Raw genomic sequence first — 14,436 nt, forward strand, 5'->3', positions numbered from 1 at the left:
CGCCCGCACCGGCGCCGGCACCCATGCCGGTGGAGGCGATCCATGCGCGCGTCGCGGCACTTCGGAAACAAGTGGGGCATGCATTCATTGGCCAGGTCGATATTTTCGATCAGGTGCTGATGTCATTGCTGGCCGCCGGACATGTGTTGATCGAGGGCGTGCCAGGTTTGGGTAAGACGCTGCTGGTGCGCGCGCTGGCGGCATCGGTGAGCTGCACCTTCGGCCGCATTCAGTTCACGCCCGATCTGATGCCGACCGACGTCACCGGTCACGCGATCTACGACGTGAAGGCGGAGCGCTTTCAGGTGCGGCGCGGTCCCGTGTTCGCCAATCTGCTACTTGCCGACGAAATCAATCGCGCGCCGGCCAAGACTCAGGCGGCGTTGCTCGAAGCGATGCAGGAAGGGCAGGCGACCATCGAAGGCCGGCGCTTTCCGTTGCCCGCACCGTTCATGGTAGTCGCCACGCAAAACCCGATCGAGCAGGAAGGCACCTATCCGTTGCCCGAAGCGCAGCTGGATCGTTTTCTCATCAAAGTGTTGATCGGTTATCCGACACTGGAAGACGAGAAACGCATGGTAAGCAATGTGCTTGAGGGCCGCGTTGCGGCAGACCTGGATGTCTCGCGCGTGCAACAGGTGCTTAGCCAGCAGGAATTGCTCGCCATGCAACAGGGCGTTGCCGCCATGCGCATGGATGCTGCGGTGACCGATTATGCCGTGCGCATCGTTCGCGCCACGCGCGAATGGCCCGCAGTGGTCAACGGCGCCGGGCCGCGCGGCGGATTGGCGCTGGCGCGATTGGCGCGCGCACATGCCGCGATGGATGGTCGCGATTTCGTCACGCCCGACGATGTACGTGAAGTAGCGCTCCCTGCGCTTCGCCATCGCTTGATGCTGGCGCCCGAAGCGCTCGTCGAACGGCAGCGTCCAGACGACGTCATCCGGGCGTTGCTGCACAAGGTTCCCGCGCCACGCCAATGATGCGACCCGGTCCGCTACTGTTGTGGCTATTGTTCGGCTGGGTCGTGCTCGGCGCGCTGACCAGTTTTGGCGTGCTTGCACTGAATGTGTGGCTGGCTTACGGCGGCCTGCTCGCGCTGGGTTTGATGTTCGACGCGTGGCAACTCGCGCGTCAGCCATCGCCGGAAGTGCAGCGGGATGTGGCGCCTGTCGTGCCGCTGGGATTGGAAACGCTGGTGCGTCTGCGCTTGCGCTCGGCCGACAAACGCAAGCGGAACGTCGATATTCACGATCTGCATCCGGGCGGCTGGGCGGTACGCGGTCTGCCACATCGTGTGCGCCTAGCGCCGCGTGAAGACTACGCGTTCGAGTATGCGTTGATGCCCGATATGCGCGGGCTCGCCACGTTCGATGGTTGCCACCTGCGGTTTCGGTCGGCATGGCGTTTGTGGACGCAGCGCCGCACGTTGGATGTCACGAACGCCGTACGCGTGTATCCCAATTTTGCGCCGCTTGCCGAAATGGCCGGATTGAGTGTCGAGCTGGCATCGCACAACATCGGTGCGCGATTGCAGCGACGCCGCGGCGAGGGCACCGAGTTTCAGGAGCTGCGCGACTATCGCGTCGGCGACAGCATGCGCAAGATCGACTGGAAGGCGACCGCGCGTGTCGGCCACTTCATCTCCCGCGAATATCGCGAGGAACGTAATCAGCAGATTGTGCTGCTGATCGATTGCGGCCGGCGCATGCTGGCTAAAGACGGGGCGATCTCGCACTTCGATCACGTGCTGAATGCGTCGCTGTCGCTCGCTTATATCGCGATGCGCGAGGGCGATTCGGTCGGCATGCTCGCCTGCACCGGGCGCACGCAACGCTGGTTGCCGCCCACCTCGGGCAGCGGCGGCATGGACATGCTGCTCGGCACGGGCTACGACCTGCAGGCAACGGCGTCACCGACCGATTATCTGGCCGCGACCAACGCGTTGCTGGAACGTCAACGCCGTCGTGCGCTGGTCGTGCTCATCACCAATGTGCGTGATGAAGACGATACCGAGCTGGCCATGGCCGTCACTGTGCTCGCACAGCGTCATCTGGTGCTGGTCACAAGCTTGCGCGAACAAGCCGTCGAAGACGCGGCGGTCGATACGGGTAATACGCTGGACAGGGCGATTCGCAGCGCCTCGGCCATGCACTACCTATCGGACCGGGAACGCGTGCATGACAGTCTCAATCGTCGCGGTGTGATGACGATGGATGTCGGGTGTTCCGAGCTATCCGGAGCGCTTATCGAACGGTATCTGCGTTTGAAGCGAGAGAGCAGGTTGTAGACGTTAAGCGCCACCATCGGTGTACTCGATCTTCACTACTTCGATCGTCAGATCACCCGCTGGTCGGTGCCAGCAAACCTCGTCGCCGACACGCGCTCCCAGCAACGCTTGAGCAAGCGGTGAAACGTAGCTGACCAAACCATGCTCCACGTCCGCTTCGTCTTCGCCGACGATCTGCCAACGGTGTTCGCCGTCTTCGCTTTCGACGGTGACGGTCGCACCGAAAGCCACGCTATCGCGCGGCTGCTTGGAAAGATCCACTTCAATCGCGTTGGCAACGCGTGCGCCCAGCCAGCGCAATTCGCGTTCCAGCGATGACAACTCATGTTCCGGCGCAAGCGTGTCGTCCTGCGCAGCTTTAAGGGCATCGAGGCGCGCTTGCATCGCGAGCCAACGATCGCGCAACAGGGCAGCGCCGTGTGGCGTGACGTAGTTGGGGTTGTCGCTCAGCGGCAGTTCGGGCAATGCGTCATCGGCATCGCCTTCATAATCTTTGACGAAGGCACGATTCATACGGCCCTCCGCGGTGAAAGTGTTTATGTTCTCAAGGTCCAGATGGCTCGCGCCAAGAGGCCGGTGGGGCGTGCGCTAAGACACTGTCTTCTACGACATGGAGACGTGGCCGGGAGACTGCAACGTCGCCCGGCCGTTAGGTGTCATTGGTGTGCGGGCGGTGTGGTCAGTCCTCGTCCAGTTTGGGCTTCCATGCGTCGCTGAGCTGCCGCTGGACGGGCGGCGGTACCGGTTCGTAATGGCTCAAATCCAGACTGTAGCGACCTCGTCCGCCCGTCATGGCTTTGAGTTCGGTGGGATAGTCGGTGAGTTCGGCCAGCGGCGCCTGCGCCTTGATGACGATCTCGCCACCGTGCTTGGCGTCGGTGCCCATGATGCGCGCGCGTTTGCCTGCCAGTCCGCCGGTGACATCGCCGACGTTCAATTCGGGAATCGACACTTCGACATCGACGATGGGTTCAAGTACGACAGGCCGCGCCTTGTTCACCGCATCGAGAAACGCTTTCTTGCCGGCGCTGACGAAGGCGACTTCCTTCGAGTCGACCGGATGATATTTGCCGTCGTACACGGTGACGCGCAAATCCTGCATGGGAAAGCCGGCAATCGCACCGGTTTCCATGGCTTGCCGCACGCCTTTCTCAATCGCGGGCAGGAATTGGCCAGGGATCACGCCGCCTTTCACCGCATCGACGAATTGAAAACCCGTACCGCGTTCCAATGGTTCGACGCGCAAAAAGACTTCGCCGAATTGTCCTGCGCCACCGGTTTGTTTCTTGTGCCGATGATGGCCTTCCGCAGAGCCGGCAATCGTTTCGCGATAGGCAATGCGTGGCGGATGCGTTACGACCTCCACACCGTACCGATCTTTCATGCGCTCCAGCATGATTTTCAGATGCAGATCAGACAGTCCTCGCACGACGGTCTCGTTCAGTTCCTTGTGATGCTCCATGCGGAAGCACGGATCTTCTTCCGACAATCGCGACAGGGCGTTGGAAAGCTTCTGCTCCTGACCCTTGTGTTTGGGCTCCAGCGCAAGACCGAACATCGGTTGCGGGAAATGCATGGGATCAAGATGGATGCCGTCTTCGTCGTGCGAATCGTGCAGGACCGCATCGAAGTGAATGTCCTCGACTTTCGCGACGGCGGCAATATCGCCCGGAATCGCCTGATCGACTTCGACATGCGTCTTGCCATTCAAGCGAAACAGATGGCAGACCTTGAACGCTTTGCGGTTGTCGTCGATGTATAACTGACTATCGCGGCGGACCGTGCCTTGCCATACGCGGAACACGCCAAGCTTGCCCACGAACGGATCGTTGATCACCTTGAAGACATCGGCGACGACATGCGATGACGGGTTCGGTTCGACCGAAATCTGCACGTCGTGATCATCGCGGAAGGGCGGTGGATTGGCTTCGTTGGGATTGGGCAGCAGGCGATCGCAAATCTCGAGCAGTTCAAGCACGCCCGCACGGGTGCGCGCGCTGACGAAGCAGATCGGTACAAGATGCCCTTCGCGCAGGCATTGTTCGAAGGCTTCGTGCAGTTGCTGCGGCGTCAGGGCTTCTTCACCGTCTTCGAGGTAAGCGCCCATGGTGGCTTCGTTGATCTCCACCACTTGGTCGAGAATCTGCTGGTGCGCTTCGGCCAGCGACGAAAAATCGGTTTTGCCGTCCTTGTGAAAGAAACAGTCGAGCACGCGATTGTTGTTGTCGGCAGGAAGGTTCACCGGCAAACACTCGTTGCCGAATTCGTCGCGTATCGCGCGCACCAGTTCGGCCAGATCCACGCCATCGGCGTCGATCTTGTTGATCACGATCACGCGTGCCAGACCGCGCTCGCGCGCGTGCTCCATCATGCGGCGCGTGCCGTGTTCGATACCGTTGGAAGCGTTGATGACAATCAGCGCCGTTTCGACTGCCGCGAAGGCGGAAAGGGTGGCGCCGCGAAAATCCGCGTAACCGGCGGTATCGAGCAGATTGATGTGGGAGCTTCCGTGATCGATGCCTGCGATGCAGCTATCGATCGAGTGGCCGCGTGCTTTCTCTTGCGTGTCGGTATCCGATTGCGTGGTGCCGCGCTCGACGGATCCGATTGATTGAATCACACCACCGGCATGCAGCATGGCTTCGAATAACGTGGTCTTGCCAACACCGGCGTGACCGGCGAGAGCGGCGTTGCGGATGTTTTCCGTGTTGTAGGACACGATGCGACCCTCCTTTTGCGAAAGGCGCGGACTCGTGCGACAGCAGACCTGGCCGGCGCCGCACGGCCGCGCTTGGCGGCTGACAATGGCGGGCCGTCATGGTCGTCCTTCGCGTGCGGGACGCAGGGGCGGTCATGGCGGGAGGCGGCGCGAGCGCCGCAGTCCAAGATTTCTCCCATCGGCCGGATTGGTCAAGTTGCACTGCGAAGATCGGCGTTAACAAGACGTGATTACTGGGGAACCGTGGGGCCGCCGAAAGGTCTGTGTGGCATCACTATCCGGGCGTGTAACTATCCGGGCAACGTAGCGAGGACGGCTTTATCGAACGCCCCGACCAAGTCGAGCACCACCGCTGGTTTTCCCCGACGGACGAAAAAAACCGCGGTCTGGCCCACCTCGATGGCCCCACGCGCGCCATGCTGCATGACATGCGTTGGCGCAAAGCTCCGCGCGACAACCGCCTCCTGTGGGTGGCGTTGACGATCGCGCTGCTTCTGCACGCCATTTTCGTCACCGCGCTTTGGTATGAGATGAAACCGCATGCGCAGGAAGTGGCGGCCGTGTATGTGCCGGAGCGCGCGATGGAAGTGCGATTTATTTCCCGGCCCTCGTCACGTGCGCCGGCGCCGCCGCCTATCGCGCCACCGCCACCCCCGCCGCGTCCTTCCCACGAACCGCCCTCGAAAAACGCCATCGCGCTGCGTTTGCCAGAGCCGCCGCCACCTCCGGCCACTTCCGTGGCGCCGCCGGCGCCCCCGGTCTTGTTCGACCGCACAGGCCGAATCATTTTGCCTGCCAACGCCACGAGCGCGCCGCCTGCGCCCACAGCCGATTACGTGCAGCGCGGTCCGCAAGGCGATACGCAGATCATGCGCGACAAGGACACGGTCAAATACAAAGCCACCAAACTGGATCGGTACTGGCGCAAGAATTCCAACGCGGTGGACGATGCGTTGCAGAAACTCGTCGACAAGACGACGGTGACGAAGACGATCAACTTGCCGAAAGGTATTCGCATTCATTGCGGCGTTTCGATCGCTGCGCTGTCCGGCGGATGCAGCGGCGATCCGCCACCACCGCCACCCTCAAACGATGGCGACGAACGTATGAACATGGCACCCGCCGCGTTGGTCAAGAACCAACCGCAACCACCGCCGCCGAGCGTGGCGACATGCATCGCCGACTACAAAGCGGGCAAGCCATTACCCAACGGTTGTCCGGTGGACACGCCGGCGCGTGCGGTCGATGCGCAGAAGGCGTCGTCCACGCCGGGGCAATGAGGCGGCTCCCGACATCCAGCTGAAAGAAGGGTAGGTCGAACGGCCCAGCAGGAAATTCCGGTTGTCCGGCTACACTGGCGCACATGCCGCCACTGCCCCCCGATCAGCCTGCCCAACCCACTCGGGTCGTGATGATCAAGTCGCCGCGCGATGCGGCGACTTGGGCGATCGTCTATCGGCGCAAGATTCGCGATCGACCACGCGATCGGCTGCTGAAAGTGATCGCGATGTTCGGCGCTTTGCTGGTGCATGTGTTGTTTCTGCTGGGCATGGTGCTTGGTCCTGCGTATATCTTGCCGCCAGCGCCACCCGAGCCGAAGGGCAATGCGTTGCTGGTGAAGCTGATCGAAAAGAAACCGCAGCCACCGCCGCCGCCGCCACCGATTCGCGGCATACCGCCGAAGGAACACGGGCCGACGCATCGCGGCAACACAAGTCAAGTTGCGCATGTGACGCACGAAGCGTCGACGGCTGCACCTGTCGCGGCGGTACAGCAGCCACCTGCGCCAACACCCAAGCAGCAACCGGTGGTGTCGCAGGCAAAGCAGACGATCGCGCAAAAGGCACGGCCACCCGCCGCGCCATTGCCGCCCATCACGCTGCCGAAAACGGCGCCGGTCACGCTTGAACAGCCAAAGTTGGTTGGCACGCCTCCACCCGCACCCACGGTACCGGCAACGCCTGTGCCGCAACCCGTGCCGCCACCCTTCCAGCCCGAGCCGCCGCGCAAACCGCAGGTGGAAGGCACGCAGCCGATGCCGCCGCTGCCATCGCTGGCGGTCCCGACACAACCAGCGCAATCGCCGCTGACCGCAGCGCCGCCCCAAATTGCGGTGGAGAAACCTTCCATCGCGCCCATTCCGATCCCCAACGTGGCGCCCGCCGCGCCTGCACCAACACCCGCTTCGCCGCCATCGCCGCCGCTTGAACCGATTCCGATGCCCGCACAACAAGCGCCGACGGTGAACTTGCAACCGTCCGAAGCGCCAGTGAAAGCGCCGATTGCGCCGCAATTGTCGCAACAACCGTTGGGGCCGATTGCGAAACCGAGCGAACCGGAGCCGCAACTTGCGCCGATTCCACTGACGCCGATCACGACGCCCGCGCCGACCGTACCCCCGTCTGCGCCATCGCCTGTCGTGGCCGCGCCCAAGATCGCAGTACCTGCCGTGTCGGTTGCGCCGCTGCTGAGTCCGGCGCCTGCGCCATCGCCGTCGTCACCGCAAACCAAGACACCGCAATCGCCGTCCAATGAAAAGCCGACGGCGGAAGCACCGCCGTCGGCACCGAACAATCCGTCGCCGACATCGCCGGGCAATGAAGGCAACAACTCGGTGAGCACGGCGCCGAACGCTACGCCGCAGGGGAGTGACACGGGCAATCCCGGTTCGCCCAACGGCGGAACGAAACCGTCGGAAACCAACGGGCCGCCTAACGGGCAATCGATACCGGTTCCGGGTAGCGGCAATGCGGGCGGTTCGCCGAACGGCGGCACACCGGGTACGCCCAACGGCACCTATATCCAGCTCAAGCCGAGCGGCGATACGGAAATCATGTCGCACAACACGAATCTGCCGAAGTACAAGCCGACGGTGTTCGACAAGTACTGGACGCCAAAGGGTGAAAGCTCAGTCGATACGGCGTTGCGTCATGCGGTGGAAAAAACCACCGTCAGTCACACGTTCAATCTGCCGCAAGGCATACGCATCGAATGTTCGGTGATGCCGTTGTTGCCGTCGTCGCTGCTTGGCTGTCACAACCCCGATCCGCCGGCCGTACCGTTGCCCAAGAAGATTTACGACCGCCTGAATCTGCCGACCATCAACACATCGATACCCAAGACGCCTGCTCTTGCCGCAAGCGCACCGGCAGCCGCGTCGTCGGTGACGCTGAATAACGATGCGGAGTGCGCAGCCGCGCGCGTGAGTGGCGGCCCACTGCCGCCCAATTGCGGATCGACAGAAACGGTGAAGCCGCTGCATCTGCCGACATCGTCATCGAGTTCGTGGGTGCCTGCGAGCGATCAGTTCCATTGAAGCAAGCACTGAGAGGAGTGTGGTGCAATGAGCGACAACCATGCGGTGTATTTCGATGGCGGCTGCGATTGCAAAGCCGTTCGCTATCGCATGCTCGATACACCGATGTTTGTGCATTGCTGCCATTGCCGTTGGTGCCAGCGTGAAACGGGCACGGCCTTTGCGCTCAATGCATTGATCGAAGCGGATCGGGTTGTGATGCTCACCGGCGAAGTGGAAGTGGTGGACACACCTTCGTTGAGTGGCAAAGGACAGAAGATTGCGCGTTGTCCTGTGTGCCGTATTGCAGTGTGGAGCAACTACGCAGGCCTCGGCGATATTCAGCGCTTTATTCGTGTCGGAACGCTCGACGATCCCGATCGCTTTCCGCCCGACATCCACATCTACACGCAATCCAAGCAACCGTGGGTGCTTCTGCACACGGGTGTGCCAGCGATGCATGCGTATTACGAGCGCGAGCAGCATTGGTCAGCCGCAAGCTTGGAGCGGCGCCGCGCGATGCTTGAGAGGGCGGGGCGCTGACCTGCTTTTTAGCTCCTCCCCCTGCTCGCAGGGGGAGGCTGGGAGGGGGTGATTGCAATTTGCCTCGAGGCGGGGATGTTTGACCCCTCCCCAGCCCTCCCCTGCTCGCAGGGGAGGGAGCTCATAGCAGGCGCATCAGCTCTTTCATCAGCGGCAAACGACGCACACGCACAGCGCTCACGCGAAACACCGCGTTCGCAAGCGCGGGAACAGCAGTAGGCATCGCGAGGAAACTCGCGCCAGCCGGGTCGCCATCGCCCGGTACCGTGATCACTTCCACGGTCTTGGGCAACTGCGCCATGCTGGCGAGCGGATAATCCTTCCAACTGCTTTGCTGCACCTTGCCGTCTTTCACAGTGATGGCGAGATTCATCGCAGTGGATAGCGCATCCAACGTCGCACCGGCAATTTGGCCTTCCAGGCCTGTCGGGTTGATCACGCGGCCTACATCCACAGCGCACACGACACGTTCGATCGTGAGCTTCTCGCCTTGCATGGACACTTCCACTGCGTGTGCGACGTAGGCGCCATCCATGTACCAGCATGCAAGGCCAAGACCGTTGACGCTGTGCAGCCAGTCTTTCCAGCTGATGCGATCGGCGACGAGCTTCAGAACGTTTGCCAGACGCGCCGTGTCGATCGCACCGCCGCCGGTGAGCGGCACCAGCCGCGGATCGCCGATCATGCGCAGGCGTGTATCCAGCGGGTCTTCCTTGATCGCATGCGCGATTTCGTCGATAAAGCAGTCCACCGCAAATGCGTTAGCGGTGTGCGGCATGCCGCGATGCGGGCCGCGCGGTAGCGCAGACGTGAGACTGAACCAGTCGCTGCGATAATTCGGCACGAAGCCGGCGGGCAACTGGTTGGCGTCGACTTCCGATGTCCACAACTGCTCGCTATGCACGCCACGGCCGTTTTGCGCAGAGGCACTGGCGACGCGTTGATTCCATGCGGAGATGTGGCGCTTCGCATCGACAACGGCACTTAATTTGTGCACGAAGCCAGAGCGGTAATAGTCGTGTGTGAGGTCTTCGTCGCGCGTCCAGAACAGACGCAGCGGTTTGCTGACGGCTTTTGCGAGCAGCACGGCCTCGGCCACGTAGTCGTGATCGAGACGTCGGCCATAACCACCACCGACGCGCGATAGACGAATGTCGATCTGGTCCGGCGCCAAGCCCGTCAAACGCTGCACCACACTCCACGCCTGCTGTGGCGCTTGCGTAGGTACATAGAGCGTGGCGCTGGTCTTGTCCAGGCGCACCAGGCAATTCATCGGCTCGTTGACGGCATGAGCCAACCACGGTTGGTAATAGGTAGCATCGAGACGACGCGCGGCTTTTTTGCCGGCTTTGTCGACATCGCCGTCGTCGCGCACGCGCGTGGTCGGTGCGCTGTCGCTGTTCAACAGCGAGGTAGCTTCCTGTTCGAGCGCAGCGGTGTCTTCCTTGCCGCTGGCGCCGGGCTTCCACGTCAGCTTCAACGCGCTGCGGCCTTGTAGTGCTTGCCATGTCGTTTCTGCAATCACCGCAACGGCAGGCGCGATCACCGTCTGGCCCGGCGGTACCTTGGGTTCGGGCTTCAGTTCGATAACGTCGATCACGCCCTTAATGGCGAGCGTTGCGCTTTTATCGAGCTGCTGCAGTTCGCCATCCGGCCAGGGGCAGTGCGAAAGCACTGCAACCACTGCGTCGCCGAAGTGCTGGTCCAATGAATAAGGCGTTTGACCGGTGACGATGCCGTGTGCGTCCACATCGCCGACGCCCTGGCCGATCAGCGTGAAGCGATCAGGCGATTTCAGCGGCGGCGGATTTTGCGGCGGCGTGATTTTCGATGCGGCCGAGGCCAGTTCGCCGTAGCGCAGGCGACGGCCGTCCGGTGCAATCACGACACCTTTTTCGGTGCGCAATCGATTGGCTTGAATGCCCAGTTGCTGTGCGGCGGCCTGCATCAACAGCCAGCGCGCCAACGCACCTGCGGAGCGCAAATTGATCCACGCACGGGGAATGGAATTGCCAGTGCCGCCCACTTGCTGCCCATAAAGCCACTGCGGCGAGCCATTGTTGTTGCCCACGCCAAGACCCAGCTGCACCACGCGTACGCGCTGCCACTCGACATCCAGTTCGTCGGCGATGATCCGCGGTAATGACGTGGCAACACCGGTGCCGGTATCCGGGTCGCGTGCACCGATCACCACATCGCCATCGGGGTTGATACGCACGTACATGCCGAGCGGATAAAGCGCATCGCCCAGCATATCCATCGGCACGGGCGCATCGGCAGCATCGGCGATGCCCACACCGACGATCAACGCGCCGGTGGCGCTGGCGAGCACTTGCAGAAAACGGCGGCGTGAAAGTCGTACGTCGCCGCTCACGCTTTGGATCCTTGCTTCATGGCTGCGGCGGCGCGCTTGATGGCGCTGCGCACGCGGGTCTGGCAACCGCAGCGGCAGAGATTGGGCAGGGTGTCGATATCGCTATCGGAAGGGTCCTTGCGGCGATTCAGCAGATCCATCGACGCGATCAGCCAGCCCGGCGTGCAATAGCCGCAGCCGATGGCGTCTTCATCGATAAAAGCCTGCTGCAAGGGGTGCAGGTTGCCCTTGCTATCGGCGAGACCTTCGACCGTGATGATGGGCTTGCCGACGAGTTTGCTCATCGGCACCCCGATGGCCGAGGTCGACTTGCCGTCCACCAGCACCAGATCCGCGCCGCCCACGCCGTTTTCACCGCTGTATTTGGTGCCGTCGAGCTGCAGCACGTCGCGCAAATACCAGAGCAGCGGCATCTGCGGATCGCCGGTGTGGCGGTAGTGCTCGCCGTTGATTTGCACGTCGATGCCGGGACGAACCGCAATCGAGGTGATTTCGACCCCGCTGATGGCCCGGGCGTGGTCTTGCGCCATCGGTAAAACCTCCTGATACCTAGCGCCACATTGTGGCATTGCCGCAGGAAATTAGGGGCGCGTGGGGCTGAACAAGCGTCGCCAGATGTAATAAACCGGGACACCGGCCGCCATGATCAGGAGCCCCATGCCCGTATTGACGAGGCTGCTCTGCAGGCTTTCCACCACCACAAGGCCGATCGCGGCAATGAAGATAAGCGGCAGCAGCGGGTAGCCGGGCACGCGGAACGGCACCTCGCCATGCTGCTGGCGCCGGTACCAGAACAGTGTGCTGACGCCGATGGCGCAGGCAAGCCAGTCGCCGAAGGTGGCGTAGTCGAGCAATTGGCCATAGCTGCCCGACAGCACCAGCACGATGGACCATCCCGTCAGCAGCACCAGGGCGATGTTGGGCGTGTGGTAGCGCGGATTGAGGCGCGCCACCGTGCTGAAGAACAGGCCGTCGTCACCCATTACCTGCAAGACGCGAGCACCCGACACCAGCGTGATGTTGCAGAAGCCGAAGGTGGAAATGGCGATACCGACGGCGATGAGCTTTGCGCCCGCGGAGCCAAACACCTTGCCCATCACATCGGCCGCAGGCGCGTGGCTGTGCGCGAGCCCGTCATGGCCGAGCACGGCCAGATAGGCGACGTTGATCAGTGCATACGCGACGATCACGCCCAGCATGCCCACGAACAGCGCGCGCGGCAGCGTGCGTTGCGGCTGGCGCACTTCACCGGCGAGATTGTTGAGATAGGTGAAACCCGAGTAGGCGAATAGAACCGGCAACGACGCGCTCATGAAACCGACGCCGCTGCGCGCCGGATCGGTCGCCAATATCGGCGTACTGCCCGCGCCCGCGAAAAAGAGTCCGCATACCACCAGCACGGCGACCGCCAGCAGCTTCAGCAGGGTGAAAAGGTTCTGCAACTGCGCACCGAACTTCAACCCGAACATGTTGAGGCCTGCCACCAGCACCAGTGCGCCCACCGCGAGCGGCGTCACCAAAGTCGCCGGCAGACCGAATACGGACGCAGCGTAACTGGCGAAGATGGTGGCGACCGCCGCGGTGGAACCGGAGTAGATCACCAGCAGCATCGTCCAGCCGAACAGGAAACCCGCCAGCGGACCAAAGGCTTCACGCAGATAAACGTACGTGCCACCCGCGTGCGGGCGCCGGGCGCCAAGCTCCGCATAACACAGCGCGCCGATCAGGGTGAGGACACCGGCACCGATCCACATCATCAACAGCGCAAGCCCGGATTCGGTTCGCTGCGCCACGATGTACGGATTGAGAAAGACGCCGCCGCCGATAATGCCGCCGATCACGACCAACGCCGCATCGCGCAGACGAAGGCTGCGTTGGTAGCCGGTAACCGGTGACGTCATGGCAACACCCCTGGTGGAAAACCCAGAGCATGGCAATCGCGTTGCGATCCGGCAAGCGTGCCCTGACCGCGTGCGGGAGCGTGCGGCCGATGCCATTTGCTGCGTTTGCGCATTGCATCACTGTTCTAACGATGTGCGGTCCGCTGATTTTCTGAGGGGCAGCAACAGCTTGCGGCGGAATTTCCGCGCAATCGAGGAGTGACACGTTCGGACACCGTTTCTGAGCCGCACACTACTTCCGGTCAACGGCGTGACGGCAACGGCTGCTATGACGCGGCCGTTGCGGTTTGAGATGCGATCAGCCGGGCAGATGCAATTCGCCGCGAATGGTGACGACGCAATCGCCGCCGATGGTGATGGCGCCGCTGACGGGGTCTCGCACAACATCGACGTAGCCATCGCGTTCGATTTCCCGCCCCTGGCTCGCCCGATAGCGCGAGCCATAAACGCTGTCGCCACTGTCGGCAAGAAACGCCATGATCGCGGCATTGGCGCTGCCGGTGACGGGATCTTCCGGAATGCCGTCGGCGGGGCAGAAGGCGCGCACGGCCATCGAGGCATCTTTCATGTGCTCGTGCCCAAACACGCTCACGCCGATGGCGTTATGACGTTTGCACAGCATGGCGATGGCCGACAGATTCGGATCGAGCGCACGCACGTGCGCGGCTTCACGAAGATTGCAAAGCAGCCAATGCGGTCCGTTGATCACCATGCGGACCTGCGTATCGTCCAGCACGTGATGCAGCGCGTCGCCGAGCGCATGCACGACGGGAGCGTCCACGCGATGCACGTCGGCGGGCGGTGCCTGCACGTGAATCGTCCGCGTTGCGTCTGAACCGTCGACGCGAACGGGCAATAACCCAGCGGCGCATTCCTGTATCAGGGCTTGTTTTCCGGCCGCAATCAAGCCGGCTTCGATGGCCGCGTAAGCGCTTCCAACGCTGGGATGCCCCGCAAAAGGCAGTTCGCGAGATGGCGTGAATATCCGGACGCGGTAATCCGCTTCCGTTTTCGTCGGCGTCAGTAGAAATGCCGTTTCGGAGAGATTCGTCCAGCGCGCCATGGCGCGCATGGTGGCTTCATCCAAACCGTCGCCATCGATGACGACGGCCAGCGGATTGCCTTTCAGGGGTTGGCGGGAAAATACGTCCAGCTGCATAAAGCGACGAATTGAAGACATGGGGACATCCGCGCGAATGATCCGTGCATCGTATCCATGCGATGTTGCTTTTTGTATGCGCCAAAAGGTATGCACCAAAAAAGAAACGGCCCGCACGCCGAGCGTGCGGGCCGTTCGTCGAGCTGCAATCAGAC

The 14,436-nt window shown here is 62.2% G+C and carries 11 protein-coding genes; 5 read left to right on the forward strand and 6 right to left on the reverse strand.

Annotated features, from left to right (window positions below; genetic code table 11):
* Nucleotides 1-23 precede the first annotated feature (23 nt).
* Complete coding sequence (locus EKH79_RS15865; RefSeq protein ID WP_425478522.1) at nucleotides 24-983, forward strand: AAA family ATPase; 960 nt, start codon at nucleotides 24-26, stop codon at nucleotides 981-983.
* Nucleotides 980-2,290, forward strand: coding sequence for a DUF58 domain-containing protein (locus EKH79_RS15870; RefSeq protein WP_233590357.1), 1,311 nt, complete (start codon nucleotides 980-982; stop codon nucleotides 2,288-2,290). Before EKH79_RS15865 ends, EKH79_RS15870 begins: the two co-directional genes overlap by 4 nt.
* Nucleotides 2,291-2,293: 3 nt before the next feature.
* Here EKH79_RS15870 and EKH79_RS15875 read toward each other — a convergent pair whose 3' ends face one another.
* A complete protein-coding gene (locus tag EKH79_RS15875) occupies nucleotides 2,294-2,803 on the reverse strand; it encodes a GreA/GreB family elongation factor (RefSeq protein WP_126674796.1) in 510 nt (169 codons plus the stop codon).
* 166 nt (nucleotides 2,804-2,969) lie between these two features.
* Nucleotides 2,970-5,009, reverse strand: coding sequence for an elongation factor G (gene fusA, locus EKH79_RS15880; RefSeq protein WP_126674797.1), 2,040 nt, complete (start codon nucleotides 5,007-5,009; stop codon nucleotides 2,970-2,972).
* Nucleotides 5,010-5,437: 428 nt separating this feature from the next.
* On the opposite strand from fusA, the gene EKH79_RS19155 reads away from it, so the two are divergent.
* From EKH79_RS19155 to EKH79_RS15895, 3 genes are all read left to right on the forward strand, one after another.
* A complete protein-coding gene (locus EKH79_RS19155; RefSeq protein ID WP_267900452.1) occupies nucleotides 5,438-6,289 on the forward strand; it encodes a hypothetical protein in 852 nt (283 codons plus the stop codon).
* Nucleotides 6,290-6,372: 83 nt separating this feature from the next.
* Complete coding sequence (locus EKH79_RS15890; RefSeq protein WP_126674799.1) at nucleotides 6,373-8,325, forward strand: hypothetical protein; 1,953 nt, start codon at nucleotides 6,373-6,375, stop codon at nucleotides 8,323-8,325.
* A gap of 27 nt (nucleotides 8,326-8,352) precedes the next feature.
* Nucleotides 8,353-8,847 carry a GFA family protein gene (locus EKH79_RS15895; RefSeq protein WP_126674800.1) on the forward strand — a complete coding sequence of 165 codons (495 nt, stop codon included), beginning with the start codon at nucleotides 8,353-8,355 and terminating at the stop codon, nucleotides 8,845-8,847.
* 121 nt (nucleotides 8,848-8,968) lie between these two features.
* On the opposite strand, the gene EKH79_RS15900 is transcribed toward EKH79_RS15895, so the two are convergent.
* The 4 genes from EKH79_RS15900 to EKH79_RS15915 all read right to left on the reverse strand — a co-directional run bounded on the left by EKH79_RS15900 (nucleotide 8,969) and on the right by EKH79_RS15915 (nucleotide 14,302).
* Entirely contained in the window at nucleotides 8,969-11,221 is a 2,253-nt protein-coding gene (locus EKH79_RS15900) for a xanthine dehydrogenase family protein molybdopterin-binding subunit (RefSeq protein ID WP_126674801.1), read from the reverse strand.
* Nucleotides 11,218-11,751: a (2Fe-2S)-binding protein gene (locus EKH79_RS15905; protein WP_126674802.1), complete on the reverse strand. Its 534-nt coding sequence runs from the start codon at nucleotides 11,749-11,751 to the stop codon at nucleotides 11,218-11,220. The genes EKH79_RS15900 and EKH79_RS15905 overlap by 4 nt, the downstream gene beginning before the upstream one ends.
* Before the next feature lie 51 nt (nucleotides 11,752-11,802).
* Nucleotides 11,803-13,122, reverse strand: coding sequence for an APC family permease (locus tag EKH79_RS15910; protein WP_126674803.1), 1,320 nt, complete (start codon nucleotides 13,120-13,122; stop codon nucleotides 11,803-11,805).
* Nucleotides 13,123-13,420: 298 nt separating this feature from the next.
* Nucleotides 13,421-14,302, reverse strand: coding sequence for a PhzF family phenazine biosynthesis protein (locus EKH79_RS15915; protein ID WP_126674804.1), 882 nt, complete (start codon nucleotides 14,300-14,302; stop codon nucleotides 13,421-13,423).
* Between the last annotated feature and the right edge of the window lie 134 nt (nucleotides 14,303-14,436).

Origin of the sequence: Dyella dinghuensis (assembly GCF_003977615.1) — a bacterium.
GTDB classification, from domain to species: domain Bacteria; phylum Pseudomonadota; class Gammaproteobacteria; order Xanthomonadales; family Rhodanobacteraceae; genus Dyella_B; species Dyella_B dinghuensis.

Bases quoted from the DNA above. Each gene is read 5' to 3' on its own strand.
- EKH79_RS15875 (WP_126674796.1), bottom strand. From the start codon at position 2,803: ATGAATCGTGCCTTCGTCAAAGATTATGAAGGCGATGCCGATGACGCA.
- EKH79_RS15890 (WP_126674799.1), top strand. From the start codon at position 6,373: ATGCCGCCACTGCCCCCCGATCAGCCTGCCCAACCCACTCGGGTCGTG.
- EKH79_RS15895 (WP_126674800.1), top strand. From the start codon at position 8,353: ATGAGCGACAACCATGCGGTGTATTTCGATGGCGGCTGCGATTGCAAA.
- EKH79_RS15905 (WP_126674802.1), bottom strand. From the start codon at position 11,751: ATGGCGCAAGACCACGCCCGGGCCATCAGCGGGGTCGAAATCACCTCG.
- EKH79_RS19155 (WP_267900452.1), top strand. From the start codon at position 5,438: ATGCGTTGGCGCAAAGCTCCGCGCGACAACCGCCTCCTGTGGGTGGCG.
- EKH79_RS15910 (WP_126674803.1), bottom strand. From the start codon at position 13,122: ATGACGTCACCGGTTACCGGCTACCAACGCAGCCTTCGTCTGCGCGAT.
- EKH79_RS15870 (WP_233590357.1), top strand. From the start codon at position 980: ATGATGCGACCCGGTCCGCTACTGTTGTGGCTATTGTTCGGCTGGGTC.
- EKH79_RS15915 (WP_126674804.1), bottom strand. From the start codon at position 14,302: ATGTCTTCAATTCGTCGCTTTATGCAGCTGGACGTATTTTCCCGCCAA.
- EKH79_RS15865 (WP_425478522.1), top strand. From the start codon at position 24: ATGCCGGTGGAGGCGATCCATGCGCGCGTCGCGGCACTTCGGAAACAA.